Consider the following 23,435-nt stretch of genomic DNA (forward strand, 5'->3'; position numbering starts at 1 on the left):
CCTCATGACCCGCCAACAGAACATCTGGTGCAGGCGCTTTCTCGACCTCTCGCCGTTGATCCTGCTGGTCATCCTGCTGGCGATCTTCGCGCTCATCGACGCCCGCATCGTTTCAACCGCCAGCCTCATCAACATCGTCGCCCAGGCGACCCCGATCGCCATCCTGGCGCTTGGGGCTCTGATCGTTCTGCTGACGGCGGGCATCGACCTGTCCGCCGGCGTCGGCGTCGCCTTCTGCGCCGTCTTCATCGCCAGCCTGATCGACGGCGGCGCCGGCCTGCCGCTTGCCTTGCTCGTCGGCTTTGCCGTGATGGTGGTGATCGGCCTCGCGAACGGCGCCGTTATCGCACTGTTGAAGATACCGCCCTTCGTGACGACACTGGCCACAATGGTCGCGCTGCAGGGCGCAACGCTTGCCGTTGCCTCCAAAGGCGTCCTGATGCTGAAGGATCCGACGCTTCGCGCGGTCGGCATTGAGCGCAGCTTTGGCATTCCCAATGTCATCTTCGCAACGCTCCTGATCGTTGCCGTAGCAGCAATCCTGATGCGGCACAGCCGTTTCGGGCTGCGTACCTATGCGCTCGGGTCGGATGCCGGAGCCGCGGAACTTGCCGGCATCCCGGTGACGAAACACACGATCCTCGTCTATTGCGCCTCCAGCATCTTCGTCTTCCTGACGGCCGTGATCATGATCAGCCGGGTGCCTGTCGTGACGCCCAATATCGGCGGTACCTCGCTGCTTCTGGACGCGATCGCCGCTGCCGTGCTTGGAGGCACCAGTATCTTCGGCGGACGGGGAACGGTGTGGGGGGCGGTCGTCGGCGCCCTGATCGTCAGTCTGCTGACAACTGCGCTTCGGGTATTCGGCACGGATCCTTCCAGCCTCGAACTCTACAAGGGTGCAATCATCATGGTCGCTCTCCTGGCCGATTCCGGCATGACTTACGCCAAGGCGCGGCTCGTCGAGGCAGCACGATGAGCGAGCCAGTTCCGGCCTTGCCGATCCCGCCCAGGTCCAGCTTTGCGCTGATGACCTCGCCGGATACGGAAAGACACGCGACAGCCGGCGTGCATAAACCCGTCGTCATTCTGCCGCTCGGGGCTGTCGAGCAACATGGCCCGCATCTGCCTCTCGGCGTCGATTGCTGGCTTGCGGAAGCAGTCGCTCTCGCCGCGGCGGAAGGACAGGCTTCCATGCGTGTCGCCGAACCTTTCGCCTATGGCTCGTCCGAGCATCATCGCTCCTTCTCCGGCACGATGAGCCTCAGTCCACGGACCTTCATCGCCGTGCTCGTCGATCTCTGCACCTGCCTTGCCGAAGACGGCTTCCTGCCGGTCATGCTGAACGGCCATGGCGGAAACCGCGCCGCGATCCAGGTGGCGATCACCACCCTTGGCCAGCGTGGCATCGTCACCGCGGGTTTCTCGTATTTCGATCTCATCGCCGACGTGGCGGCGGAGGCCCTGCCCGATGCCGCCACGGGCACCGGTCACGCTTGCGCGCTTGAAACCTCGTTGATGATGCATGTGCTTGGCGACAGCGTTCGCCGCGATCTCATCCCGCCAGGCGGCACTTCGCCATCCTGGCCGGATCCTCACCTTTACGCCGCGCCGGCCGTCACCGTCTGGCGCCGTTTCGAAGCCATCCGCGACAACGGCGTCATCGGCACGCCATCGGAGGCGAGCGCAGAGGCCGGCAGCAGACTTTTCATCGCAGCCGTGGAGCGCAGCCGTGCCGCCATTTTGAACATCCAATCCGAATTCGGCCAAAGGAACGCATGATGACAGTCCATTTCAAATCTTCTCTCGAAGGCCCCAACCTGCGCGGCATGGCGATCGTCTCGGAGCCGGAAGCAGCCGCCCGCATCGGCATCAACCGCATCGGCGGCGAGTGGATTGCCGGCAGCTCGGGCAAATTCCTGAAAATCGACAGTCCTTCGACGGGCGAGCATCTCGGCTATCTCTCCCTTTCCACCCGCGCCGATGTCGGTCGCGCGGTGAAAGCCGCCGAAGGCGCACGCGAGACCATGCGCAAGATGGGAACCTTCGCGCGCGCTCAACTATGCATGCGCATTGCCGACGCGATCGACAGGCGCGCCGAGGAGCTTGCGCGCCTGCTCTGCCTGGAACAGGGTAAGCCGTTCCACAGCGAAGCAAAGGCCGAAGCGTCGGCGGCGGCTCTCGGCTTCCGCAATGCGGCAGAACAGATGAAGTGGCTGGAGACGGCGGCGTTTCCGCTTGCCGATGCCAACAAGCGCGCCTTCAGCTTCCTGCAGCCGAAGGGCGTCTTTGCCATCATCACACCCTGGAATTTCCCGCTCGCCCTGCCCTGCCTCTACTATCTCGGACCGGCCGTCGCAACGGGCAACACCGTCGTCTGGGTGCCCGCGCCGACGACGTCGCTGATTGCCACTGCACTTGTCGAATGCTTCATCGAGGCGGGCCTGCCGGACGGCGCCATCAATCTCGTTCTGGGTGACGGTGCAGAGGTGGGCGACGAGGCGGTCGTTCATCCGGGCACCCATGCCATCGGCTTCACCGGCAGTTCCGCCACCGGCGCGACGATCGCCCGGCGTGGCGCGGGCAAGCCGCTTCTGCTCGAAATGGGCGGCAACGGTCCGACCATCGTGCTGGCCGATGCCGATATCGACATGGCTGCCGCCCAGGTCTGGGCCGGCTGCTTTGCCAATGCCGGGCAGATCTGCACGGCCACCGAACGCGTGCTGGTGCATAAATCCGTCCATGACCGTTTCATCGAAGGTCTCGTGAAAGCGGCCGCGAAGGTGAAAATGGGCGACCCTTTCGATCCCGCGACGACGATGGGTCCGATCAACAATGCGGTGGCCGTCGACAAGGTGCTCAGCCACATCGCGGACGCCCGCGCGCGCGGCGCCGAGATCGTCACCGGCGGCAATGTGGCAGCGGGCTTTGCCACCAATCTCTATTTCGAGCCGTCGATCGTCACAGGACTGACCCGGGAAAGCCTGCTCAATGTCGAGGAATCCTTCGGGCCGATCGCACCCGTGTTGACCTTCGAGACCGACGGGGAGGCGATGGAACTTGCGGCGTCCAGCCCCTACGGCCTGTCGGCCGCGGTCTTCACCAGCACCATCAAGAACGCCTTTGCCTTTGCTGAAAGCCTGAAGGTCGGCATCGTCAACATCAACGAGATGAGCTGCTATTGGGAGCCGCATATTCCTGCCGGCGGCGCCGCCGGGACGCAGAGCGGCCTCGGTCGCACCGGTGGGCGGCACACGCTGATGGAAATGTGCGACCTGAAGACGATTACCGTGGATGTCACTCGCTGACATTCAAGGCCCGCGCCTTTTTGCGCGGGCCTGCCCTCGCGACCATATGCAGTTCGGCAGAGAGCTGTCAGGTGGACCGGCGCAGGCTGTCGGCCATTTTCTCGCCAATCATGATCGAGGTGAGATTGGTGTTTGCCTGGCAATCGAGCGGCATGATCGACGCATCGATAACCCGCAATCCTTCCAAACCGTAGACCCGGCATTCCGGATCGACCACGGCCTCGCCGGGCCCCCCCATGCAACAGCCTCCGATCCCATGCTGCGCATCGGAAGACTGCGCCAGCAGGAAATTGTCGACCTCCTCGTCGCTTGCCGTTTCGAGCCATGACAAAGGCAGATCGGAATCCCCCAGCAGGACGCGCTCGGCGATCGCCTGGATCGGCGCCTGCCGGGCAATCTCGCCAAGGTGGCGATAGGCGATACGCATGCGCTGGAGATCCATTGGATCGTCCAGCATGTTCTCTTCCACGATCGGCTGGTCGAAAGGGTTGGCGGAACGCAGTTGCACGGTGCCGCGGCTCTTGGCCTCCATCAGGATCAGATTGACCATGGCCTCGCCGAACTGGGCGCTGTCGGACTCCACGCCGATACCGCCATGGTTCATGGCGACGTAGAGAATGTCGTCGCGCTCGGCACCCGGCACGCCGGAACTCATCCGCACACAGCAGTTGGTATGCCGCGCGTCGACATCGGTCGCCTTGAATTCCGGCTTCAGCTTCAGTTCGATGCGGCAATAAGGATGGTCGAAGAAACCTTCGCCGACCGGCAGGTCGGCAAGCACCTCGATGTCCTTTCGTTTCAAGAGAGCCGCCGGACCGATGCCCGAGCGCTGCAGGATGGCCGGAGAGTGGATGGCGCCGGCCGAGACGATAACCAGCGGCGTCTCGAATTTGCGAACCTGACCGGCCACGATGGCCAAAACGCCGATCGCTTTCTTGCCATCGAAAAGCACCTTGTCCACCGTCGCCTGCCCGATGATGGTGAGGTTCGGCCGGTCGCGGGCAGCTTCCAGATAGCCGTCATTGACCGACACGCGCTTGCCGGCTCGACTGTTGATGGGATAGGTGCAAGCCCCTTCGGCATCCGGAGCATTGAGATCGTCATGCCAGGGATGGCCGAGAGCCATCGCGCTTTGGCGCATGGCCTTGTCGACGCTTCCCCAGCTTTCGACAGGCGCGCGGTAGATCGGAATCGGGCCGCCGCTGCCGTGAAAATTGGCCGCGATCGGGTCGTCCTCCAGGCGGCAGAAGAAGGGCAGCACATCCGCTCCCGACCAGCCCTTGCATCCGATTTCCTCCCAGCGGTCGAATGCATGGAGCACGCCGCGAATGGCAATCTGCCCATTGACGGCCGTCGAACCGCCAAGCCCCTTGCCGCGCCAGTAGACCCGATGCTCCTGCCGCTTCGTGCGGCGAGCCATCAGGTCGGGATACATGTATTGCTGCTGAAAATGATCGGGAAGCAGCAGGTTGAAGGGATTTGGGCTCGTCATCTCGGCAGGTTGCTCGCCGCTCCGGTAGTCCGGCCCCGCTTCCAGCAAAAGCACGTTCGTGGCTGCATCCTCGGTTAGCCGGGCGGCAAGAACAGCCCCGGCTGCGCCGGCTCCGACAACGATGACATCAAAGGGCATGCCGCACTCCCTACATCCGATCAATGCACGGCTGACTCGACCGCGACATCATGTTGATTTCATTTGTGCACGATCATCTGCTGGCATTCAGGCTCAGCGATGTACGCCGGAACCAACCACCTTAGCCGCGTTGCACGACTGCAAGATCATCATGATTTGTTTTATATGTAAATATGATTTCGTATATGAACCCATCGGAAGGGTTTCTTTTCACCATCTGCTCCACATCCCGCGACGAACCCCGGTGCTCTCCGTCCCCTGCCGGCGGTTCTCACACGTCATCATCCATCGCCTTTTGACAGCGATCGGTTTTCGACAAAAGCGGTGTTTGGCGTGCTGCCCTTCCGAGTCGCGCCCAGGGAACAACTGCTTCCATGGAAAGTTAGTCCATGGCTACACCGCCGGTGAGCTTTCACGACAATCCAAGGGAGACAAATCATGGCGACTGCAAAAAGAGCGACGACAAAGGGACTGGAGGCTTTGTTCCTCGATGGGCTGAAGGACATTTACTACGCTGAAAAGAAGATACTCAAAGCCTTGCCGAAGATGGCAAAGGGCGCCGAATCCGAGGAGGTGGCCGCGGCCTTTGAGAAACATCGCATGGAAACCGAAGGCCAGGTCGATCGGCTCGAGCAAGTATTCGAACTTATGGACAAACCGGCCCGCGGCAAGACCTGTCCGGCGATCGACGGCATTCTTGAGGAAGGGTCGGAAATTCTCGACGAATACAAGGGTGACCCGGCGCTGGATGCAGGGTTGGTCGGCGCGGCACAGGCCGTCGAGCATTATGAAATCGCGCGCTATGGCACGTTGGTCGCGTGGGCTGAACAGCTTGGCAAGAGCGACGTGGTCAAGCTCCTCAACGAGACATTGAAAGAGGAGGTCGCGACGGACGAAGCGCTTTCCGGGCTGGGCGAAGGCGGTGTCAATGAGCGCGCCCTGGAGCAAGCTGCCTGACTGGTTGTGCCCCGGCGCCAAAGCCGCCGGGGCGACTTCGCGACCCGGCCTCTTCGTCGGTACCCCTTCAGATGCAATCAGACCCACCCCGATACTTCGGGGTGGGTCTGCTGAAATCAACCGCGATCAGCGGTTCTTGTGGCTTTGTTCGCCAGCTTTCACGTGCTGTTCGTGGGTTCCACCACGAATGCCGGATCCATCGCCCTGCTGCCGTTGACCACCACCAGCGGCCTGCTGTTGCTGACGGTTTTTATTGTCGGCGTTCTTGTGGCTCTGCTGGCCTGCCTTCACATGCTGTTCGTGACTACCACCTTGATTGGGCATTCTTCTTCTCCTTCAAAATCCACGAGGCGACAACCGCCTCGATTGCCTAAGAAGAGTCAGGCGCGAACGTTCCCTCACGTAACATTTTGTGAAGACCACAAAGCCCGCGGCGTTCGAAGGCGCCTGAGATGGCTGTCGGATTTATTTCTTGGCGTTGGCAACGAGTTCATCTTGGCCGTGACCGACGTTGCCGGCGGGTCTCATGCCTGTGCCCACCCAGGAGGAAAATGCATGTCATTCCGATCCGAGAGATTTACAACCGCTTTGACGTATAGCGAGGATGATAGAGCGCGGGCCGCCGCAGCGCTCTATCAATACAACATCGCACAGACCGGGATCGACGACCGAGCTGTCATCGGAGCGGAGCTTTGCGACCACTCAGGAAGAGTCTGGGGCGGGCTTTGGGGCAGAACGGAGCTCGGGCTCCTGTTTCTCGACATGTTCTTCCTGCCTGAGCAGTTGCGTGGCCAATCCTTTGGCTCACAACTTCTCAGGACTGTCGAGGAAGAAGCCATCCGGCGTGGCTGTAAGAAGGCCGTCGTGGAGACGAGCAGTTTCCAGGCACCGGTATTCTACATGCGCCATGGTTTCGGGGAATTTGGCAAAGTCGAATTCGGGATCCCTGGACATGCCCGCATCTTCCTTCGGAAAGATCTGCTGTGACATTGATCGCGAACCTGCCGTCATGGCCTCAATCGCGAGGCAGCGACGGGTCGGTTCATTTTCCCGCAGCGAGCAGTGACTGTTCATAGGATCTGCCAAGGCTGATCTAACGCCAATTTGCGACGCCATGCTCCACAGCCAAATTCTTGAGCGACACAGCCTCGTGTGAACCGACTCAGGCCGTGGGTGTTGCTGCTTGGAACAAATCGGCGGCGGCAGAAGTTTGGCGTGCGCTACGAGGGACCGCATGGCGAGCAAATCGACAGTGGTAGGCCGCTCCGGCGCACGCAAGCTTTGCTCTCGCCGCGCTCACAAGTGCAAGTCTGCCAGGGCGTGGTTGAAAGGGAGAAATCATGGCCAAGGTTTCAAGTCCGACCCCTGCCGCGGCCAGAGGCGAAGTTCAGGCAGGAGCGACGCAGGACAAGACGCCGGGGTTCGATCCCGCCATTGCCCCGCTTGAGACAGACGCAGAGGCCGCGGACACACAAAATCCGGTCGCTGGGACAGGTCCGCCGCGCACTCGACCAGAATTCAAAAACGATGCCAGCTTTGCCAATGCCATGCGCCCGGTCGAAGGCGAGCCGGAACTGCGGCCCGGCGGCAATTGGCCGGTGTTGGTGATTGCAGCTGTCGTTTTGACAGCAGCCGTGGTTTTCCTGGCGGCAAGCATGCTGCGCTGAGAACGATCCCGACGATGCAGCACCCCACGGCCTATTCCTGGAGGTCTGGTGCGCCCTTCATGCCTGAGAGTTCGGTCATTGGGCACAGCAGCCGCGGTCGCGCGGGATCGGAAATGTCGAGCTTGTTCCAAGGGATGCGATATAGACCGACGCGGCGGCGCAATCGGAAAAGATCCAGCACTGCCACGCCTATGGCCGAGGCCGAGAGGCGCTCGAAAGCGGCGTAGACCCCGACATGGAATTCGGTGACGACGAAATCGTCACCATCCCGTTCGGCGTGGATCTCCTCGATATAACCGACATTCTTGCCGCGCTGCGAGAGTACTCGTCGCCCTGCCAGATGCTCGAGATTGACCGTGGTCATTATCAAGCTCCCGGAATGCGCCCGATGACATGGTCGCGCAACCAGTCCTGCCAGGCGAAGATCGACGTTTCTCGCACATCGATGTCGAACTCGACATCGATGCCGATATCTTTCACCTTGTGCCAGGCGATCCGATGGGGTTCGCCATGCTGCTTGCCACCCAGCTTGACCGCGAGCCGCGCCATCCAGCGCCCAGGCCCTGCGCCGAGGCGACGTGCCAGGGTGATGGAGCCGAGCTCGATGGCAATGATCCGAGGCGGCTTGCCAGGCCGCAACTCCGCCACCAGCCCGTCGACCTTGCCGATCTTGATCTGCTCGCGGTCGACCACCTGCTTGTCGAGGAGATCACGCAGCAACTTCATCATGTGCCTCCGAATATCTGCAGCGGGATGGTCACCACCGCCAGTACGAAGCCAAGCGCGATGATGAAGATGACGGCGGCATTCGACAAAAAGCCATTGCGATGCTCGCCAACATAACGTTTGTCGTTCAGCAGAAACAGGAAAGGAACGACCGTCAGCGGCAGGCTGGCTGCCGTCAGCGCCATGGAGAAGATGGTGAGCCTCAACGGATCGAGACCAAGCGCGATGGGAATAGCCGCCAAAAGCAATGATATCGTGTAGGTGGCGCTGAAACCCGGATCGTCGCGCGGCTTGCGATCCTCGCCCCAATTCCAGCCGAAACCCTGGGCCACAAGATAGGCCTGTTGCAACCCGACCTCTAGTGCGGCGCCGAAGCAGGCAATGGCGAGGGAGGCAACAAACAGCACGAAGCCCCAGAAGCCGAATATGGGGATCAGCATCAACGGCAATTGGTGATAGTCATCCACCTGGGTGACGCCATGCGTGGCGAGCACGAGAGCGGCCACGATCAACACGCCGATCGAGATGGTCCCCCCGAAAGTCATGCCCAACCCCGCTATGGCCCGATTGGCTCCGAGATAGCTTTTGTCCCACCGGTCCTCGATGGCCCCCGAGGAATAGAACATGAAGAGGTAGGGCGATATCGAGGCGCCGAGAATGCTGACCGCCATGAACCAGTAATTGGCGGCATCGTGGACCGGCAGCGAAGGCACGGCGCCCCTTGCGACTGCCGTCCAATCGGGTCTCAGCATCACCGCTCCGACGACGAAACACAGCGTCACCAGACCGAGAATAGATACGCCCTTCTCGATGAAGCCGAAGGTGCCTTTCCAAAGCAGCAGCCACGCCAGCAAAGCCACCGGCAGTGCCCACCACTGGAAGCCTATGCCGGTGGCAAATTCGAGCGCAATGGCGACGCCGCCGATCTCGGCGGACAGCACCAGGAAATTGACCAGCAGGGCGGCCAGCAACGGCCATAGAAAGACGTTGAAGCCGAATCTCTCGCGGATGCCGTCGGAGATCGTGTGATGGCTCACGGCCGCGAACCGGCCGGACATTTCGACAAGGAAGATGATGCAGATGGTGCCTAGCACCACCGCCCAGATCAACTGGAAGCCAAACATCGCGCCTGCCTGCGCCGCCGTCGCCATGGACCCAACTTCGAGGAAGCCGCCGACGCTGGTGACGACGCCGAGGGATATTTCCATGAGCTTCTTCATGGCTTCGGCGCGAAATACTTGGCGTAGGCGGTAGCGAGCGAACGCGACGCCAGCCGTAGATCCTGTTGCGCGTCTTGGACTTCCGGCCGGTCGCCCGCCTGCAATCCGGCCTCTGCACGCGCCACCGCGACCGACAAATCGTAGACTGCCTTTGTCAGTGAAGCTTGCTCGGCGGGTTCACTGGTTTGCGCGGACCGGATTTGCGCCCCGGCGTCGGTAAGCGTCTCGCCGATCGATTGCAGCGTACCCACCGTGTATGCGGTCGGCGCCGCCCCTGCCGCCCAGGCGTCCAGCGCCATCAACACGGTCTGCGATGCGGAGGCCGCTGTTCGTGATTGCTGCTCGATCTGATCGGAAGATGAGCATGCCGACAACATCAGCAACAGCAAGCACAGGCAGTCGTGCCTGAGATAGCGGCGTCTAACGATCAAATCAGGCGTTTGGTGCGCCACCGAATAGTCTCCCCCGACCCAACAAAACCGTGGCCGGCGTAAATCTGATCTAGAGCACTCGTCGGGTCCGTCAACGACCGCGCCCGCCGATCCGGAGCACGAGGCGGCGAGCCAGGTCCCGATCGGTTTCAATTGCCGCATCAGCGTAAGCTGAAGGTCAGGCGGGGCGATCCCCGTTCGGCGCGTCTTGGATTCTGTATTCGTGAATGAGGCCGAGAACCTGAGTTCTGACTGTATCGCGCGCGTCGGGCTGGATGAAAAACATCAGCCGTTCGACCGCTTCCACGACTGCTTCCGGCAGATCCGAAACCGCATCGGTGAATTCGCTGCCATGCTCGTACATATTGTCCGTCAGCTTCTTGTCGAGGTCGGAAAGGATGCCCATCATCCACACTCCAGATCGGTGCTGTATTGAACTCAGTTCGGCAGGGTCACCGCGAGGTCGCCCTCTCCTGTTGCTGCCGGCCGTCGATCACTGTTGCCCCGGCATTTCCGTGTTTTCCCTGGGATTTTTCTGGACGCCCGCAGCCGGGGCGGTGTCCGCCGGGGCATTGCCGCCCTGGTTCTGCTCCGGCGCACGTTTCAGCGGGGAGGTCTGCCAGCCCATGTCAACGTAGAAAAAGCCGACGATGAAACCGACAATGATGACCGCCGCTATCACCAGCGAGATTATTGCGTTGCGTCGCTCCATAGGCCTAGTCGCCACTTGGCTTTGGAGATGCGGGCTGCGTTGGCTGCGTACCTTGCTGGTCGCCGCCGGTGCTGGTCTGCGGCGTCGGGTTGGTGTCCGTCGTGGGATTCTTGTCCACCGGCTGGCTGTTCGTAGTGTCCGTCTTGGACTTGGCCGGATCGGCATTGTCGTTGCACCCCGCCAAGGCGAGTAATGCCGCTGACATCAATAGCACTCCTCTCATGCCGATTTCTCCTGGCTGAGTTCGGGCGAAGCCGCCTGCCAATGACCTATTCGGTCGAACCGCACCGAAAGCCCCTGTTTGACCGCGCTTCTAGCCAGCAAATGGTCCAGTTCGGCGTCTTCGATCGGACTTCGTACGACTTGGCGAATGGCCTTGCAGGCAAGTTCCGTCGAGACGAAATCATATCTCCTGCTCCTGGCGACAACATATTGTTCGACCAGCATTTTCACGCGCCTGAGCGCGATTTCTTCGGCGAATTGCATTTTATTCCTCCTGCGCCCCGAACTGCCGAACGGGTTTGTTGTTCCAAAACATGATTGTCGAGGTGATTAGATGCTCGCGCTTTCCGATAGAAAGCGCGAGCGGATCAGGCTGAGGGGACCCGATCGTGCAGCATCAAACAAGGGGAGCAACGATGCTGCATGATATCGAACTCGCCCGGACCTGAGTTGTTCCACCTCTCCACGCCGCGTGTTCATTGAACTCAAGAACAAATCCTTGTCACGGCCTGCATACGGCCACGCATTCAACCTCTCCGTACGGAACAATCCGTCCCGACAGTGGTTCGGCCGAAGCGAAGCTCGGAGGACGAGATGACGAATGAAAAATTGGCCGTGGTGACGGGCGCCTCGAGCGGCATTGGGAAGGAACTCGCCAAACTGTGCGCCAAGGACGGCTACCACCTGATCCTAGCCGCCGACGAGCCCGCGATCCAGCAGGCAGCTGAGGCGCTCGGTTCGCATGGTGTGACTGTCGAAGCCATCGAGGCCGATCTGGCGACCGAGGAGGGTGTCGATCGTTTGATCGCCGGGATCGGCGATCGCGATGTCGACCTGTTGTTCCTGAATGCCGGACGTGGGCTCGGCCGTGGTTTCGTCGATCAGGATTGGAAAAAAGTACGCCGCATCATCGACACCAACATCACCGGGACAGTCTATCTCGCGCATCAACTCGGAGCCAGGATGGCACGCCGCGGCCGAGGCCGCATTCTCTTCACAGGATCGATCGCTGGTTTTATGCCCGGCACTTTCCAGGCGGTCTACAACGGCACCAAGGCTTTCATCGATTCCTTCTCGATCGCACTGCGTCATGAATTGCAGGCCACAGGAGTCACAGTCACCGTGCTGATGCCCGGGGCAACGCAGACGCGGTTCTTCGAACGCGCCGAAATGATGGATACCAAGGTCGGCACCGATGAGAAGGACAATCCCGCCGATGTGGCCGAGGCCGGCTACGAGGCGATGATGGACGGTGAGGAACAAGTCATCAGCGGCTGGAAGAACAAGCTGCAGGTCGCCGCGGCACATGTGACGCCGGCAGGCACGCTGGCCGAACAGCACCGCAAGATGGCCGAGCCGGGTTCTGCCTCCAAAGGCTGACCTTCGGCCTTCACGCCAGAACCAAAATGTCGGGCAGACTCTTCTGCCGACCTTCTTCCAAGGCAGGAGCACCATCATGAAAGCGCTCACGTGGCACGGCAAAGGCGACATTCGATGCGACCAGGTGGCTGATCCCGCCATCGAGGATGATCGTGACGTCATCATCAAAGTCACCTGTTGCGCCATATGCGGCTCGGACCTGCATCTGATGAACGGATATATGCCGACGATGGAGTCGGGCGATGTGCTCGGACACGAGACGATGGGCGAGGTCGTGGAAGTCGGCAGCGGCCATTCGAAATTCAGAAAGGGCGACCGCATCGTGGTGCCTTTCAACATCTCATGCGGCGAATGCTGGTTTTGCCAGAAGGGGCTGTTCTCGCTTTGCGACAAGTCCAATCCCAACGCCAAAGAGGCTGCCGAAGTGATGGGGCAATCCCCGGCTGGCCTGTTCGGCTACTCGCATCTGGTCGGCGGCTATTGGGGAGGGCAAGCCGAATATCTGCGCGTTCCTTTCGCCGATGTCGGTCCGATAAAGGTGCCCGAAGGCATTGACGATGAACAGGTGCTGTTCCTCTCCGACATCTTCCCAACCGGCTATATGGCGGCTGAAAACGCAGGCATCGAGCCAGGCGATACCGTCGCTATCTGGGGTTGCGGTCCGGTCGGCCAGTTCGCCATCCAGAGCGCATGGATGCTCGGCGCCGGCCGCGTCATTGCCATAGACAAGGTGCCGGAGCGGCTGGCGATGGCTCGCGAGCACGGCAAGGCCGAGACGCTCGACTTCAGCAACTCCGATATCTACGACGCCTTGATGGCGATGACCGATGGCCGCGGTCCGGATTGCTGCATCGACTGTGTCGGTACGGAATCGGATCCCGGCGCCAGTGCCGACTCCATGCTCGACAAGGTCAAGGCTGCCGTCTATCTCGGCACCGATAGGCCGCATGTATTGCGCGAAGCAATTTACTCCTGCCGCAAAGGCGGCACCATCTCGGTGCCCGGCGTCTATATCGGCCTCGTCGATCATATTCCGTTCGGCGCCGCCATGAACAAAGGACTGACCTTCCGGATGGGTCAGACGCACACGCAACGCTATCTCGAACCGCTCCTGGCCATGGTACAGAAGGGCGACATCGATCCCTCCTTCGTGATCACGCACCGGGCAGACCTCGAAGCGGGACCGGACCTCTACAAGACGTTCCGTGACAAGCAGGATGGCTGCATCAAGGTGGTGATGCGACCGCATGGCTGAGATGTCGGCATCTTGCGTGGGGTCCGCCTTGCGCGGATTCCCCACCAAGGATAGCACCGACGCTGCCGAGGAACCTGGAACTTTCGACCGTGGCGGCGGTTGACCCGCAGAATAAACTCAGGGCGACGAGACTGTCGTGCCCGCCCGCTGCGAAGGAGGTTATCGCCATGAGGAATCCCACATCGAAACCCAGCGTCCGGTCGCCAAACGCCGATGCTCTGCCGCACCCGAGACGGGACGCCAGTGATACGGATGCCGGTGCCAAGCCGCTGACGCCGAAAACCGCCGGCACATCCCGGCCATCGGCCCCGCCGCTGGACAATCCGGTTGCCAATCGAAACGCCGGGCGGCCGCGTCAGGCGAGCACCACGCCTAGGCCGACCGACAAGCCCCTAGACTGATCGAAACCGGCCTCTTGAAATCACAGCGAGTGTTTGTCGGGACGAAGCGATGCCAGGTCGGCCAGGGTGTTGAGAAGTGCAGCGTCGCCTGCCGGTTTCGGCACGAATTTGCAGTTTCGGAAGGGTGTGGGAACGTCGCGCGGCCCAAATCCGGTCATGAATGCGAAGGGGATGCCGCGAGCCAGCAATGTTTCGGCCACGGGCAGACTTGTTTCACCGTTCAATTGAATGTCCAGCAGCGCCACGTCGGCTTTGCCTGCATCGATAAGCTGACGAGCCGCGGCGACCGACGAGACCGGGCCGATCACCGGATAACCCGCCGCACGCAGGCGAGACGCGACGTCTTCGGCGATCAGCCATTCGTCCTCGACCACCAGAACGCGCGGCCTGTCGTCGCTCACGGCGCCTCCTTGTGATTTGCCGGAAACGCGATCTGGACGCTGAGGCCGTCCTTGTGGAACGCGGTCTCGACATGGCCGCCGAGCCTGTAACCGATTTCTCCTTGCAACAAGGTCAGGCCAAAGCCGTTGTCCAAGGGCGCCTTGACAAGAGGACCGTCCTTCTCTCGCCAGCCAAATGTGAAACTGGCATCCTCGATCGACCATTGCACACTGACCTTGCCGTCGGTTTTTGACAAAGCGCCATACTTGGCCGCGTTGGTGGCCAGTTCATGAATGGCCATGCTGAGGGAAAGCCCCTGTTGCGGGCCTAATTTCACGTCTGCGCCATCGAGTTCAACCCGCTCGATGCCGAAGGGTTCGAGCTCCTGCTGGAGCAATTCCCTGACCGAGGCTTCCTTCCATCTCTCCCGGGTCAGCAGGCCGTAGGCCCGCGACATGGCATGCAGGCGGCCGATCAGCGCATCCGCGAACTCCTCCTTCGTATCAGAACTTTCCCGCGTGCGGCTTGCAATGCTGGCGATCACCGCAAGCATGTTCTTGACCCGGTGGTTGAGTTCCGAGATGAGCACCTGCTGATGCTCTTCTGCCTGTGCCAGCGTGGTAACGTCGACAAGTGTCACCACCACGCCCTGGATCCTGTTGCCCTTGTCCCGATAGGGATTGATGCGGACCATGTGGAACAAGCCCCTGGCATCGCGCGCCAGATGGTGATTCAGGATCTCGCCTGTCTCGAACACCTTGTCGATGTGCTGCTTCAACTCTGGGTAGTCGAGTTGGCTCGACAAATCCGTCAGCGGCCGGCCAACATCGGAGGGGCGCAGGCTGAAGAAGGATGACGCCGCCGGCGTGAAGGTGCGGACCACAAGGCTGCGGTCGAGGAAAATGGTCGCGATGTCAGTGCTTTCGAACAGGTTGCGCAGATCGCCGTTAGCGTGATTGAGCTCTTCTATCTTGGCCGTCAACTCGGCATTGATCGTGTTGAGTTCCTCGTTGAGCGACTGCATCTCCTCCTTCGAGGCTTCGAGTTCCTCATTGGTGGATTGCGCCTCCTCATTGACGGAGACGAGTTCCTCGTTCGACGATTTCACCTCCTCCAGCGCGGTCTCGTATTCCTCGATCATCGATTGCAGGCGCTCTCTGGTATCGCGCAGTTCCCGCTCGAGATCGGCGGTGCTGTCACTGTCACGGCTGCCGCCGTCTTCCTCTGAGCGGGCCTGCGTCGGGCCCGACGGCTCGAAAAGGACAAGGTAAAGCGGCTCGCCGTTGCCGCGTTCCGCGAGCGGCTCGATCGTCAGCCTGATCGGCTGGACCCGTTCGTCGTCTTCCTCCACGGTGAGGTTTTCCCGCACCACTGTGCGGCGCGTGGTCGTCGCTTCGCGCAGTGCGGCGCGGAGATCCAGCCGCAGCCCACGCCTTGCCATCGTCAGCAACTGCCGGCTGGGAATCCCTTGTGGCGCTTCGAGATATCTGCCGGTCCTGGCCGAATAATAGACGACATCGCCCTCGGCGTTGACCAGGACATGCGGCGGCGCGAACCGTTCCAGCACCTGCGCCTCCACTGCCTGCCGCAAGGGATAGCCGACAAGTCCCTTCTTCGAGCCGGCGCTTTCGGATGGGAAGACGCTGGAATGACTTTCCCCGATCAAGGCCGGCAGTCTGATGTGCGGTGAGGCATGCTCCCGCGCATGGAAGATGCGATGTTTCTTGTCGACGGTGGCGAACAGATCGTCGTGCTGCCCGACGCTTTCGGAGGTGCCAAGGAAAAGGTAACCGCCGGGCTTCAGCGCATAATGGAAGACAGGGATGACGCGGTTTTGGATGATCGGGCCGAAATAGATCAGCAGATTGCGGCAGGAGACCAAGTCCATGCGCGAGAAGGGTGGATCGCGAATGACGCTGTGCGGCGAGAAGATGCACAGTTCGCGTATCGCATTGCTGATGACATAGCTTTCGCCATCGCCGTTGAAAAACCGCTGTTTGCGTTCGGGAGAAAGACCTTGCAGCAAGGCTTCCGGATAGCGTGCCGCCCGCGCCACCGCCAGCGCCGGCTCGTCGATGTCGGTGGCGAATATCTGGACGCGCGGAACGACCGTAAGCTTCTCCATGTGTTCGCGCAGCAGGATGCCGATGGAGAACACCTCCTCGCCCGTGGCGCACCCGGGAACCCAGACCCTGACGGTGTCGCTGGCGGTCTTGCCTTCGAACAGCTGCGGTATGATCTTTCGCTCGAGCAACTCGAAGGCATCGGGGTCGCGAAAGAAGTTGGTGACATTGATCAGCAGATCGCGAAAAAGGCTCATCACCTCGCGAGCATCCTTCTTCAGCCAGTCTATATAAGCGCTGATGGAATGGACCTGGGCGATCTGCATGCGCCGCTTCACGCGGCGCAGGAATGTCTTGGTCTTGTAGCCCGAGAAGTCGTGGCCGGAGTGGCTGCGCAGAATGGCGTATATCTGTTCTCGCACCTTATCGATGTCGGCCGTATGGTCGCCATCATCTTCCGCCAGCCCCTCCAGCGGATCGAAGCCGCGGGCGAAAGCCTCCAGCTTCGCCCCGATCTCCTCGGCGGGCACAGCGACATCGACGAGTCCGCTGGCAATAGCGCTCTGTGGCATGTCGGGATTGCGCGGCCCATAGCCGTCCGGCGCTTGCGCGACGGTAAACCCGCCCCGCTCCTTGATGGCCTTGGCGCCCAGGGTTCCATCGGAGTCGCCGCCCGACAGGATGACGCCAACGGCATATTCGCCCTGGTCTTCACCCAATGCAGCGAAGAAGATATCGATGGGCTTGCGCTCCTGGGTAAGCCCATTCGGCCGGCGCAGGTGCAGCACCCCCGATTCAATGGCCAATGTCACGTTTTGCGGCATCACATAGACGTGGTCGGGTTGAACCACCATGCCGTCCTCGATCACGATGACAGGCATCTCGGTGTAGCGGCTGATGACCTCGTGCAACAGGCTTTCGCGCTTGGGGCTGAGATGCGTGATGATGACGAAAGCCATACCAGGCTGACCGGTCACGCCCTTGAACAGACCTTCCATCGCGGGAATGCCGCCCGCGGACGCGCCTATGCCCACGATGGGAAATCTAGTCGATCGGGCAGTCACGGCATGTCCCCCTTTCGCCGACCCGACCTGAAATCCCCTCAAGGCCGGATCGGACAGGACACAACCATATAGCGCGCAAGACGGATGGAACAAGACGTCAGGGATGACGTTGAACCCGATATCAATGGTGGTTCAATGGCAAAACGATCTGCTGACATAAAACTCCCGACGCCGGTGGTATCAGGGGAGCCTGGATCGCTTGGAAGTTCCCATGCTGGGGCCGTCCCGGATCGCATGCTGGCGCTTACGAGACGGTTGCAGGCGGCCTTGGACGACAGAATTCGGAAGGCAAATCCGCTGCATTCTAACCTCCGTTCCAAGAAAGGATGACGACGTGCGCGACCTGCGGGGGCTGCATATTCTGATAGTCGAAGACGAATGGACGATGGCGGGGGATCTTGCGCGGTTTTTCAGCAATATGGGCGCCATCATCCTCGGTCCCGCTGCAACCGTCGAACAGGCATCCAAACACACCGGGACGGCTGAAGCTGCAATCCTCGACGTCAATCTCAATGGCCGACGCGTGTTTCCAATCGCCGATGAGTTGATGCGCCGGGGTGTCCCCTTCGTGTTCTTCAGTGGCGATGACGACATCGCCATTCCCGATCATCTCCGCTACGCTAGCAATTTGCGGAAATCCTCGGGCAGCCAGGCGGTGTTCAACGCGCTCTTTCCCCCGCAGGCATCTGGGCGGGCGACCCCCATGTCGGACCCCTCCGACGACGTCTTCGCGCTTTTGCCCAAACTGCGACTTGCGGCGCGCCTTTTGCTGGCAGACGTCGAGGCATCGGATCGGCTCGTCGAGAGGACGCTCGAGCAAGCGATCCGGGATGTCGACCGCAGACAGCTTGGTCAATCCACTGAAAACTGGCTCAACGGAATCATGCAAGAGATGGCGAAAACCCGCGGCGCAAAACTGATGCATTAGTTTGCCTTCCAAGAAAACTTGGCCGTTCAGATAGGCCACTTGACCGGCGTCATCAGCCCTTCTGATTGCGCTCGACGAACTTGTTGAAACGGCTGGCTTTCCCCTCACCGGTCTTGGCCTGATACAGAAAGGCCAGATCATTCTCGTCGAATATCCGGAAGAACTCGTCCCATTCGACGGGCTCGAATGCTTCCTCGGGCTCGCCGAAGTCGATCCGCAGGATGCCGCCCTCGCCTTTGGTGCGCACCACTGCCGGCCGGCCATCCCGCTCCTCGGCCCATTTGCGAATTTCGTCGTGGTTGGTGGTCGTTTGCGACTGAGACATTGAAATCTCCTTTGATCATCGGCGTTGCCACATGGGACACGCGGGCTGTCGGGCGTCCTAACAGCACAAGCACGTCAATGTTCCAGCACCGCGCCGTGCTCGCGCTGCGCCGGCTCCCAATGGGACCGACCAAAGGAACTTTGTTGAAGCAAGGGAACAAACCTTTTGCCGAAAAGTTCGGGGCGCCGAGGTTACTGGTTTGAGGAGTCGTCGTGAAACGCATATTGGTTACAGGAGGCTGCGGCTTCATCGGCCGGCATGTCGCACAGGAACTCGTCGAGCAGGATTATTCGGTTCGCATCCTCGATGCGCTGCTGGAGCAGGTGCATGCGGGCGAAGCCGTCGCGCTTCCCGCTGGAACCGAGCTGATCAAGGGCGACGTCCGCGACCGGGAGGCGGTCGCCAATGCGCTGGAAGGTGTCGACGCGGTCATTCATCTGGCGGCGGAAGTCGGCGTCGGACAATCGATGTACGAGATCGCGCGCTATGTCGGCGCCAACGATCTCGGCACCGCAACGCTGCTCGAGGCGCTGATCAAGCACCCGGTCGAACGGATCGTCGTCGCCTCGTCGATGAGCGTCTATGGCGAAGGGCTCTATGCAACGCCAGACGGCCGGCGTGTCGACAATGCTCGGCGCAAGGCGGGCGACATCAGGAGTGGGCAATGGGACCCACTGTCGCCAGAGGGAGACGCCCTCTCGCCGCTGCCGACGGACGAAGAAAAGCCGGTAGATCTCGCCTCCATCTATGCGCTGACAAAATACGCCCAGGAGCGCGCCGTGCTGATCTTCGGCGAGGCCTATGGCGTCGATGCGGTCGCGCTGCGCCTGTTCAATGTCTTCGGCGCCGGCCAGGCGTTATCCAATCCCTATACCGGCGTGCTTGCCAACTTCGCTTCGCGTCTCGCCAACGGCCAACGGCCAATGATCTTCGAGGATGGCGAACAGAAGCGCGATTTCGTCCATGTGCGTGACGTCGCCCGCGCCTTTCGCCTTGCTCTGCAGCAACGCCAGGCAAGGGGTCATGTCATCAACATCGGCAGCGGCCGCGCCTATGCGATCAGCGAAGTCGCGCGATTGCTGGCCGAAGCCATGGGGACACCGAACCGCTCGCCGGAACTGCTCGGCAAAGCCCGCTCCGGCGATATCCGGAACTGCTTCGCCGATATCTCCAAGGCCCGTGAGCTGCTCGGTTTCGAGCCGGTGCGGCAACTGGAGAATTCGCTCGGCGAGTTCGTTTCCTGGGTGCGTAACACGTCCGCCGTCGACCGCGGCGCCGACATGAAGCGCGAGCTCGAAGAACGTGGGTTGGTGTCATGAACACACGCAATCGACGCGACGCGCCGGTCGCCATCATCGGCGGCAGCGGCTTCATAGGATCGAACCTCGCCGACAGCCTGTTGTCGGATGGCGAACCGGTGCTGGTGATCGACAATCTCAGCCGTCCGGGCGTCCAGCAGAACCTTGAATGGCTGGCGCAAAAACACGGTGGTCGCCTCACGGTGGAGACGATCGACGTGCGGGACGCCAACGCACTGGCGCCTGTCTTGATGGTTTCCAGGGCAATTTTCCATCTGGCCGCGCAAACCGCCGTCACCACAAGCCTGGTCCAGCCGGGCGAGGATTTCGACATCAACCTTCGCGGAACGTTCAACGTTCTGGAGGCGGCGCGACTGAGCGGTGAGCGCATCCCTGTAATCTTTGCCAGCACCAACAAGGTCTATGGCAGCCTGCCCGACGTCGCGGTCCGCGAGGACGGCGATTGCTATGTGCCTTGCGACAGCGTCATCCAGGCGAACGGCATCGATGAGGCTCGGGGCCTGGACTTCTGCACGCCCTACGGTTGCTCCAAAGGCGCGGCGGATCAGTATGTGCTCGACTATGCCAAATCTTACGGCATGCCGACGGCGGTTCTGCGGATGAGCTGCATCTATGGACCGCGCCAGTTCGGAACCGAGGACCAGGGCTGGGTCGCACACTTCCTGCTCAGCGCGCTGACGGGACGCCCAATCACTATTTACGGCGACGGCAGGCAAGTGCGCGATATCCTGCATGTCTCCGATGCCGTCGCCGCCTACAGGGCCGTGCTCGATCGCATCGAGACCACCAAAGGCCAGGCATTCAATCTTGGCGGCGGCCCGGAAAATGCGGTCAGCCTGCGCAGGTTGTTGAGCGAAATCCGTAGCCTGACCGGCCATGATCTTTCAATCCGCCATGATGGGGAACGCACCGGCGACCAGCCCTTCTTCGTCGCCGACACCCGCAAGATCAAAACCGCGCTTGGCTGGATGGCCCATGTTTCATGGCGCGAAGGCATCCGCGACCTCGCCGACTGGCTGCAGCGCCATCGGCTCGAGCCTCGCTCTGAAGCCGTGAGGTACGTTGCATGAAAATCGCCCTGGTAAACCCGTCCTGGACGTATGACGACAGCATTTATTTCGGCTGCCGCCAACCGCATCTGCCGCTGGAACTCGGTTATTCGAAGGCCCTGCTCGAAGCCGCCGGACATGAGGTGCTGATGCTGGATGGGCAGTTGCAGAAGCTCGACAATTCCGGTCTCTGCGAGCGGGTGGCTGATTTCGCCCCGGCTATGACCGTCGTCAGTACCGCCCCGACCTATCTATTCTGGCGCTGCGCACCGCCGGAATTGCGTGTGCCGGCCGATTTCCTCAACCGTCTCGCCGGGCGCGGTGGACGCACGGTCGCGGTCGGGCCGCACGGCTCTGCAACGCCGGCGCCGACCTTGCGCAAGCTCGGCGTCGACATCGTCGTGCGCGGCGAATGCGAAGAAGTCGTCGAGCAACTTGCCCGGCGCGACGGTTGGAGCGCCGTGCCCTCAACCGCTTATCTGCGGGATGCCAGGGTTGTTTCGAACGGCGGCGTCCACGCCAGCTCGTTTGTCGATCATCCGCCGCTCGAATGGCCAGCGGACTGGATCGCAGCCCATTCGCATCACCATCACCGGTTTGACGACAGTCAGGTCGGGTTCGGCGCGGAAGTCGAGGCATCGCGCGGCTGTCCCTACAATTGCAGCTTCTGCGCCAAGATCGATTTCCGTGATGCCTATCGCCGTCGAAACCACGAAGCGGTGGTAGCGGAGATCGATCGGCTGATTGCCCAAGGTGTCGGCTACATCTACTTCATCGACGAGATCTTCCTGCCGCAAAAAGCGTTGCTGGAAGCCTTGGTCGATCGCGACGTGAAATTCGGCGTACAGACCCGCATCGATCTGTGGAAGCCCGAGCTGCTGGAATTGCTGGGCGCCGCGGGCTGCGTCTCCATCGAGGCCGGTCTCGAAAGCCTGACCGTCGAAGGCCGGGCGATGCTGGCCAAGCGCTGCCGGCTGGGGACCGAGGAACTCGCCGCGCTGCTCGTCGATGCCAGACGTCATGTTCCATTCGTCCAGGCCAATCTGATCGGCGTGGTCGAGGATGATCCCGCCCTGGTCGAGCACTGGCGAACCCACCTGATCGACCACGGCGTATGGGCCAACGAACCTGTGCCGCTTTACCCGTATCCGAGTTCGCCCAGCTACCGCGAGCTTTGGGGCGAACCCGACGACCTTGCCTGGGAACGCGCCCATGACCACTACCTCGCATCTTTCCAGAAATTCAGTGACATCCAGGAGAGGCGGCCGCGGCCGCTGGCGGAACTGGAGGCGACATGTTGCGGACACTGACGCCGCGCTCGCGGCGCATCCTGATGACCGTCGATGCCGTGGGTGGCGTATGGCGCTATGCGCTTGATCTGGCACGGGAACTTGTGAACGGTGGCGACAGCGTGGTGCTTGCCGGCCTCGGTCCGCAACCGTCGAGGCAGCAGGCCGAGGAGGCGGAGGCTTTCACGACGCTGATCTGGTTGAACACGCCGCCGGATTGGATGACCCGCGACGGCGGCGATCTCGACGCGCTGCCGCGGGAATTGCTTGCGCCCATGCGCGACCACGCCATCGACCTTGTCCATTTCAACGCGCCGACGCAGGCGGCGGGATTCGATGCGCCGTGCCCAGCCGTGGTGGTCTCCCATTCCTGCGTGACGACATGGTTCCACGCCGTCAGGAAACAGACAGTGGACGGCGCATGGGCCTGGCAGAAGGAGCGCAACAGGCGCGGCTTGGATCGGGCCGACGCAGTCATTGCGCCGAGCCGCAGCCACGCCGACATGCTTGAGACCTGCTACGGCCCGATCGCGCGCCTGCATGTTGTTGCAAATGGCGCCCGTCCCGTCCCGAATGCCGAAAAACGTCAACCACTCGTCTTCGCCGCGGCCCGCTGGTGGGACGAGGGCAAGAATGCGGCGGTGGTCGACCAGGCCGCGTCGCTGACGCAATGGCCCGTCTTTGTCGCCGGTTCGATGCACGGTCCGAACGGCGGGCATACCAGCTTCAGCTATGCTGTTCCTCTGGGAGCACTGCCCTCTCACGAGGTGCGCTCCTTGATGGCGCGCGCCGGTATTTTCGTGTCGCCATCGATCTATGAGCCATTCGGTCTGGCCGCGCTGGAAGCTGCCATGTCGGCAACGCCACTGGTGCTTTCCGACATCGCAACCTATCGCGAACTATGGGACGGGGCCGCGATGTTCTTTGATGCGCGCAATCCGCACGACCTCGCTGCCTGCCTCAATCGTCTCTCCAGCGACGCCGAATTCAGGCGGGAGCTCGGCCAGGCAGCCATGCGACGGAGCCGCCGGTTTACACTGGTCAGGCAAGCGGCGGCCATGCGAGGCGTCTACGACAAGGCGGCCCTGGCCATGGCGGGGCGCTGACC

Annotated in this window: 26 protein-coding genes; 13 read left to right on the top strand and 13 right to left on the bottom strand. The window is 61.4% G+C overall.

The annotated features are described in order from the left end of the window. Nucleotides 1–4 precede the first annotated feature (4 nt). The 3 genes from NKJ04_RS12255 to NKJ04_RS12265 are packed head-to-tail and all read left to right on the top strand — an operon-like array spanning nt 5 to nt 3,308. On the top strand, nt 5–979 hold the full coding sequence (locus NKJ04_RS12255; protein WP_023809451.1) for an ABC transporter permease: 975 nt from the start codon (nt 5–7) through the stop codon (nt 977–979). Beyond that, nucleotides 976–1,782, top strand: a complete 807-nt coding sequence (locus NKJ04_RS12260) for a creatininase family protein (protein ID WP_352551562.1) — start codon at nt 976–978, stop codon at nt 1,780–1,782. Before NKJ04_RS12255 ends, NKJ04_RS12260 begins: the two co-directional genes overlap by 4 nt. Then, nucleotides 1,782–3,308, top strand: coding sequence for an aldehyde dehydrogenase family protein (locus tag NKJ04_RS12265; protein WP_352675165.1), 1,527 nt, complete (start codon nt 1,782–1,784; stop codon nt 3,306–3,308). The genes NKJ04_RS12260 and NKJ04_RS12265 overlap by 1 nt, the downstream gene beginning before the upstream one ends. A gap of 67 nt (nt 3,309–3,375) precedes the next feature. On the opposite strand, the gene NKJ04_RS12270 is transcribed toward NKJ04_RS12265, so the two are convergent. After that, entirely contained in the window at nt 3,376–4,938 is a 1,563-nt protein-coding gene (locus NKJ04_RS12270; RefSeq protein ID WP_352675168.1) for a GMC family oxidoreductase, read from the bottom strand. A 438-nt stretch (nt 4,939–5,376) separates the two neighbouring features. On the opposite strand from NKJ04_RS12270, the gene NKJ04_RS12275 reads away from it, so the two are divergent. Beyond that, nucleotides 5,377–5,895, top strand: coding sequence for a YciE/YciF ferroxidase family protein (locus tag NKJ04_RS12275; RefSeq protein WP_013530428.1), 519 nt, complete (start codon nt 5,377–5,379; stop codon nt 5,893–5,895). A 126-nt stretch (nt 5,896–6,021) separates the two neighbouring features. On the opposite strand, the gene NKJ04_RS12280 is transcribed toward NKJ04_RS12275, so the two are convergent. Next, a complete protein-coding gene (locus NKJ04_RS12280; protein WP_352675170.1) occupies nt 6,022–6,219 on the bottom strand; it encodes a hypothetical protein in 198 nt (65 codons plus the stop codon). Between the two features lie 231 nt (nt 6,220–6,450). Here NKJ04_RS12280 and NKJ04_RS12285 point away from each other — a divergent pair, with 231 nt between their 5' ends. Then, complete coding sequence (locus NKJ04_RS12285) at nt 6,451–6,882, top strand: GNAT family N-acetyltransferase (protein WP_352675173.1); 432 nt, start codon at nt 6,451–6,453, stop codon at nt 6,880–6,882. A gap of 353 nt (nt 6,883–7,235) precedes the next feature. Then, nucleotides 7,236–7,562, top strand: coding sequence for a hypothetical protein (locus NKJ04_RS12290; RefSeq protein ID WP_352675176.1), 327 nt, complete (start codon nt 7,236–7,238; stop codon nt 7,560–7,562). 31 nt (nt 7,563–7,593) lie between these two features. On the opposite strand, the gene NKJ04_RS12295 is transcribed toward NKJ04_RS12290, so the two are convergent. The 8 genes from NKJ04_RS12295 to NKJ04_RS12330 all read right to left on the bottom strand — a co-directional run bounded on the left by NKJ04_RS12295 (nt 7,594) and on the right by NKJ04_RS12330 (nt 11,137). After that, nucleotides 7,594–7,926: a hypothetical protein gene (locus tag NKJ04_RS12295; RefSeq protein WP_352675178.1), complete on the bottom strand. Its 333-nt coding sequence runs from the start codon at nt 7,924–7,926 to the stop codon at nt 7,594–7,596. 2 nt (nt 7,927–7,928) lie between these two features. Continuing rightward, nucleotides 7,929–8,288, bottom strand: coding sequence for a hypothetical protein (locus tag NKJ04_RS12300; protein WP_352551665.1), 360 nt, complete (start codon nt 8,286–8,288; stop codon nt 7,929–7,931). Continuing rightward, nucleotides 8,288–9,508 (bottom strand): NRAMP family divalent metal transporter, encoded by a 1,221-nt coding sequence (locus NKJ04_RS12305; protein WP_352675180.1) that lies wholly within the window; start codon nt 9,506–9,508, stop codon nt 8,288–8,290. The genes NKJ04_RS12300 and NKJ04_RS12305 overlap by 1 nt, the downstream gene beginning before the upstream one ends. Further along, nucleotides 9,505–9,960 carry a hypothetical protein gene (locus NKJ04_RS12310; protein ID WP_352551570.1) on the bottom strand — a complete coding sequence of 152 codons (456 nt, stop codon included), beginning with the start codon at nt 9,958–9,960 and terminating at the stop codon, nt 9,505–9,507. Before NKJ04_RS12310 ends, NKJ04_RS12305 begins: the two co-directional genes overlap by 4 nt. A gap of 157 nt (nt 9,961–10,117) precedes the next feature. Beyond that, entirely contained in the window at nt 10,118–10,348 is a 231-nt protein-coding gene (locus NKJ04_RS12315; RefSeq protein ID WP_031212583.1) for a hypothetical protein, read from the bottom strand. A gap of 84 nt (nt 10,349–10,432) precedes the next feature. Further along, nucleotides 10,433–10,651: a hypothetical protein gene (locus tag NKJ04_RS12320; protein ID WP_352441966.1), complete on the bottom strand. Its 219-nt coding sequence runs from the start codon at nt 10,649–10,651 to the stop codon at nt 10,433–10,435. Nucleotides 10,652–10,655: 4 nt separating this feature from the next. Beyond that, nucleotides 10,656–10,856, bottom strand: a complete 201-nt coding sequence (locus NKJ04_RS12325) for a hypothetical protein (RefSeq protein WP_352675183.1) — start codon at nt 10,854–10,856, stop codon at nt 10,656–10,658. Nucleotides 10,857–10,870: 14 nt separating this feature from the next. Then, nucleotides 10,871–11,137 (bottom strand): hypothetical protein, encoded by a 267-nt coding sequence (locus NKJ04_RS12330; RefSeq protein ID WP_063170162.1) that lies wholly within the window; start codon nt 11,135–11,137, stop codon nt 10,871–10,873. 330 nt (nt 11,138–11,467) lie between these two features. On the opposite strand from NKJ04_RS12330, the gene NKJ04_RS12335 reads away from it, so the two are divergent. Together NKJ04_RS12335 and NKJ04_RS12340 are read left to right on the top strand one after the other, a co-directional pair. Further along, nucleotides 11,468–12,253 carry an SDR family NAD(P)-dependent oxidoreductase gene (locus NKJ04_RS12335; protein WP_127292248.1) on the top strand — a complete coding sequence of 262 codons (786 nt, stop codon included), beginning with the start codon at nt 11,468–11,470 and terminating at the stop codon, nt 12,251–12,253. Nucleotides 12,254–12,329: 76 nt separating this feature from the next. Next, nucleotides 12,330–13,508, top strand: coding sequence for a zinc-dependent alcohol dehydrogenase (locus NKJ04_RS12340; protein WP_352675185.1), 1,179 nt, complete (start codon nt 12,330–12,332; stop codon nt 13,506–13,508). 421 nt (nt 13,509–13,929) lie between these two features. Here NKJ04_RS12340 and NKJ04_RS12345 read toward each other — a convergent pair whose 3' ends face one another. Both NKJ04_RS12345 and NKJ04_RS12350 read right to left on the bottom strand, forming a co-directional pair. Next, nucleotides 13,930–14,310 carry a response regulator gene (locus NKJ04_RS12345; RefSeq protein WP_023809467.1) on the bottom strand — a complete coding sequence of 127 codons (381 nt, stop codon included), beginning with the start codon at nt 14,308–14,310 and terminating at the stop codon, nt 13,930–13,932. Continuing rightward, nucleotides 14,307–17,417 carry a CheR family methyltransferase gene (locus NKJ04_RS12350; RefSeq protein ID WP_352675188.1) on the bottom strand — a complete coding sequence of 1,037 codons (3,111 nt, stop codon included), beginning with the start codon at nt 17,415–17,417 and terminating at the stop codon, nt 14,307–14,309. The genes NKJ04_RS12345 and NKJ04_RS12350 overlap by 4 nt, the downstream gene beginning before the upstream one ends. A 334-nt stretch (nt 17,418–17,751) precedes the next feature. On the opposite strand from NKJ04_RS12350, the gene NKJ04_RS12355 reads away from it, so the two are divergent. Continuing rightward, on the top strand, nt 17,752–18,345 hold the full coding sequence (locus NKJ04_RS12355; protein WP_352441962.1) for a response regulator: 594 nt from the start codon (nt 17,752–17,754) through the stop codon (nt 18,343–18,345). 52 nt (nt 18,346–18,397) lie between these two features. On the opposite strand, the gene NKJ04_RS12360 is transcribed toward NKJ04_RS12355, so the two are convergent. Then, nucleotides 18,398–18,670, bottom strand: a complete 273-nt coding sequence (locus NKJ04_RS12360; protein WP_127255003.1) for a hypothetical protein — start codon at nt 18,668–18,670, stop codon at nt 18,398–18,400. Nucleotides 18,671–18,882: 212 nt separating this feature from the next. Between NKJ04_RS12360 and NKJ04_RS12365 the strand changes: the two genes are divergently transcribed. Genes NKJ04_RS12365 through NKJ04_RS12380 form a run of 4 tightly spaced genes read left to right on the top strand, consistent with a single transcriptional unit; the run spans nt 18,883 to nt 23,433 of the window. Further along, entirely contained in the window at nt 18,883–19,989 is a 1,107-nt protein-coding gene (locus NKJ04_RS12365) for an NAD-dependent epimerase/dehydratase family protein (protein WP_352675191.1), read from the top strand. Further along, complete coding sequence (locus NKJ04_RS12370) at nt 19,986–21,059, top strand: NAD-dependent epimerase/dehydratase family protein (RefSeq protein WP_352675194.1); 1,074 nt, start codon at nt 19,986–19,988, stop codon at nt 21,057–21,059. The genes NKJ04_RS12365 and NKJ04_RS12370 overlap by 4 nt, the downstream gene beginning before the upstream one ends. Beyond that, the gene (locus tag NKJ04_RS12375; RefSeq protein ID WP_352551578.1) at nt 21,056–22,348 is read left to right on the top strand and encodes a TIGR04295 family B12-binding domain-containing radical SAM protein; all 1,293 of its coding nucleotides are present in this window, start codon (nt 21,056–21,058) and stop codon (nt 22,346–22,348) included. Before NKJ04_RS12370 ends, NKJ04_RS12375 begins: the two co-directional genes overlap by 4 nt. Next, nucleotides 22,333–23,433 (top strand): glycosyltransferase family 4 protein, encoded by a 1,101-nt coding sequence (locus NKJ04_RS12380; protein ID WP_352551579.1) that lies wholly within the window; start codon nt 22,333–22,335, stop codon nt 23,431–23,433. Before NKJ04_RS12375 ends, NKJ04_RS12380 begins: the two co-directional genes overlap by 16 nt. Nucleotides 23,434–23,435: the final 2 nt, after the last annotated feature.

Origin of the sequence: Mesorhizobium sp. M0618, from assembly GCF_040320765.1 — a bacterium.
GTDB lineage: Bacteria > Pseudomonadota > Alphaproteobacteria > Rhizobiales > Rhizobiaceae > Mesorhizobium.

Coding starts and splice junctions, on each gene's coding strand:
- NKJ04_RS12325 (WP_352675183.1), bottom strand. CDS start 10,856: ATGTCAGCGGCATTACTCGCCTTGGCGGGGTGCAACGACAATGCCGAT.
- NKJ04_RS12260 (WP_352551562.1), top strand. CDS start 976: ATGAGCGAGCCAGTTCCGGCCTTGCCGATCCCGCCCAGGTCCAGCTTT.
- NKJ04_RS12280 (WP_352675170.1), bottom strand. CDS start 6,219: ATGCCCAATCAAGGTGGTAGTCACGAACAGCATGTGAAGGCAGGCCAG.
- NKJ04_RS12305 (WP_352675180.1), bottom strand. CDS start 9,508: ATGAAGAAGCTCATGGAAATATCCCTCGGCGTCGTCACCAGCGTCGGC.
- NKJ04_RS12290 (WP_352675176.1), top strand. CDS start 7,236: ATGGCCAAGGTTTCAAGTCCGACCCCTGCCGCGGCCAGAGGCGAAGTT.
- NKJ04_RS12370 (WP_352675194.1), top strand. CDS start 19,986: ATGAACACACGCAATCGACGCGACGCGCCGGTCGCCATCATCGGCGGC.
- NKJ04_RS12265 (WP_352675165.1), top strand. CDS start 1,782: ATGACAGTCCATTTCAAATCTTCTCTCGAAGGCCCCAACCTGCGCGGC.
- NKJ04_RS12300 (WP_352551665.1), bottom strand. CDS start 8,288: ATGAAGTTGCTGCGTGATCTCCTCGACAAGCAGGTGGTCGACCGCGAG.
- NKJ04_RS12315 (WP_031212583.1), bottom strand. CDS start 10,348: ATGATGGGCATCCTTTCCGACCTCGACAAGAAGCTGACGGACAATATG.
- NKJ04_RS12360 (WP_127255003.1), bottom strand. CDS start 18,670: ATGTCTCAGTCGCAAACGACCACCAACCACGACGAAATTCGCAAATGG.
- NKJ04_RS12270 (WP_352675168.1), bottom strand. CDS start 4,938: ATGCCCTTTGATGTCATCGTTGTCGGAGCCGGCGCAGCCGGGGCTGTT.
- NKJ04_RS12375 (WP_352551578.1), top strand. CDS start 21,056: ATGAAAATCGCCCTGGTAAACCCGTCCTGGACGTATGACGACAGCATT.
- NKJ04_RS12255 (WP_023809451.1), top strand. CDS start 5: ATGACCCGCCAACAGAACATCTGGTGCAGGCGCTTTCTCGACCTCTCG.
- NKJ04_RS12275 (WP_013530428.1), top strand. CDS start 5,377: ATGGCGACTGCAAAAAGAGCGACGACAAAGGGACTGGAGGCTTTGTTC.
- NKJ04_RS12320 (WP_352441966.1), bottom strand. CDS start 10,651: ATGGAGCGACGCAACGCAATAATCTCGCTGGTGATAGCGGCGGTCATC.
- NKJ04_RS12340 (WP_352675185.1), top strand. CDS start 12,330: ATGAAAGCGCTCACGTGGCACGGCAAAGGCGACATTCGATGCGACCAG.
- NKJ04_RS12285 (WP_352675173.1), top strand. CDS start 6,451: ATGTCATTCCGATCCGAGAGATTTACAACCGCTTTGACGTATAGCGAG.
- NKJ04_RS12380 (WP_352551579.1), top strand. CDS start 22,333: ATGTTGCGGACACTGACGCCGCGCTCGCGGCGCATCCTGATGACCGTC.
- NKJ04_RS12330 (WP_063170162.1), bottom strand. CDS start 11,137: ATGCAATTCGCCGAAGAAATCGCGCTCAGGCGCGTGAAAATGCTGGTC.
- NKJ04_RS12295 (WP_352675178.1), bottom strand. CDS start 7,926: ATGACCACGGTCAATCTCGAGCATCTGGCAGGGCGACGAGTACTCTCG.
- NKJ04_RS12335 (WP_127292248.1), top strand. CDS start 11,468: ATGACGAATGAAAAATTGGCCGTGGTGACGGGCGCCTCGAGCGGCATT.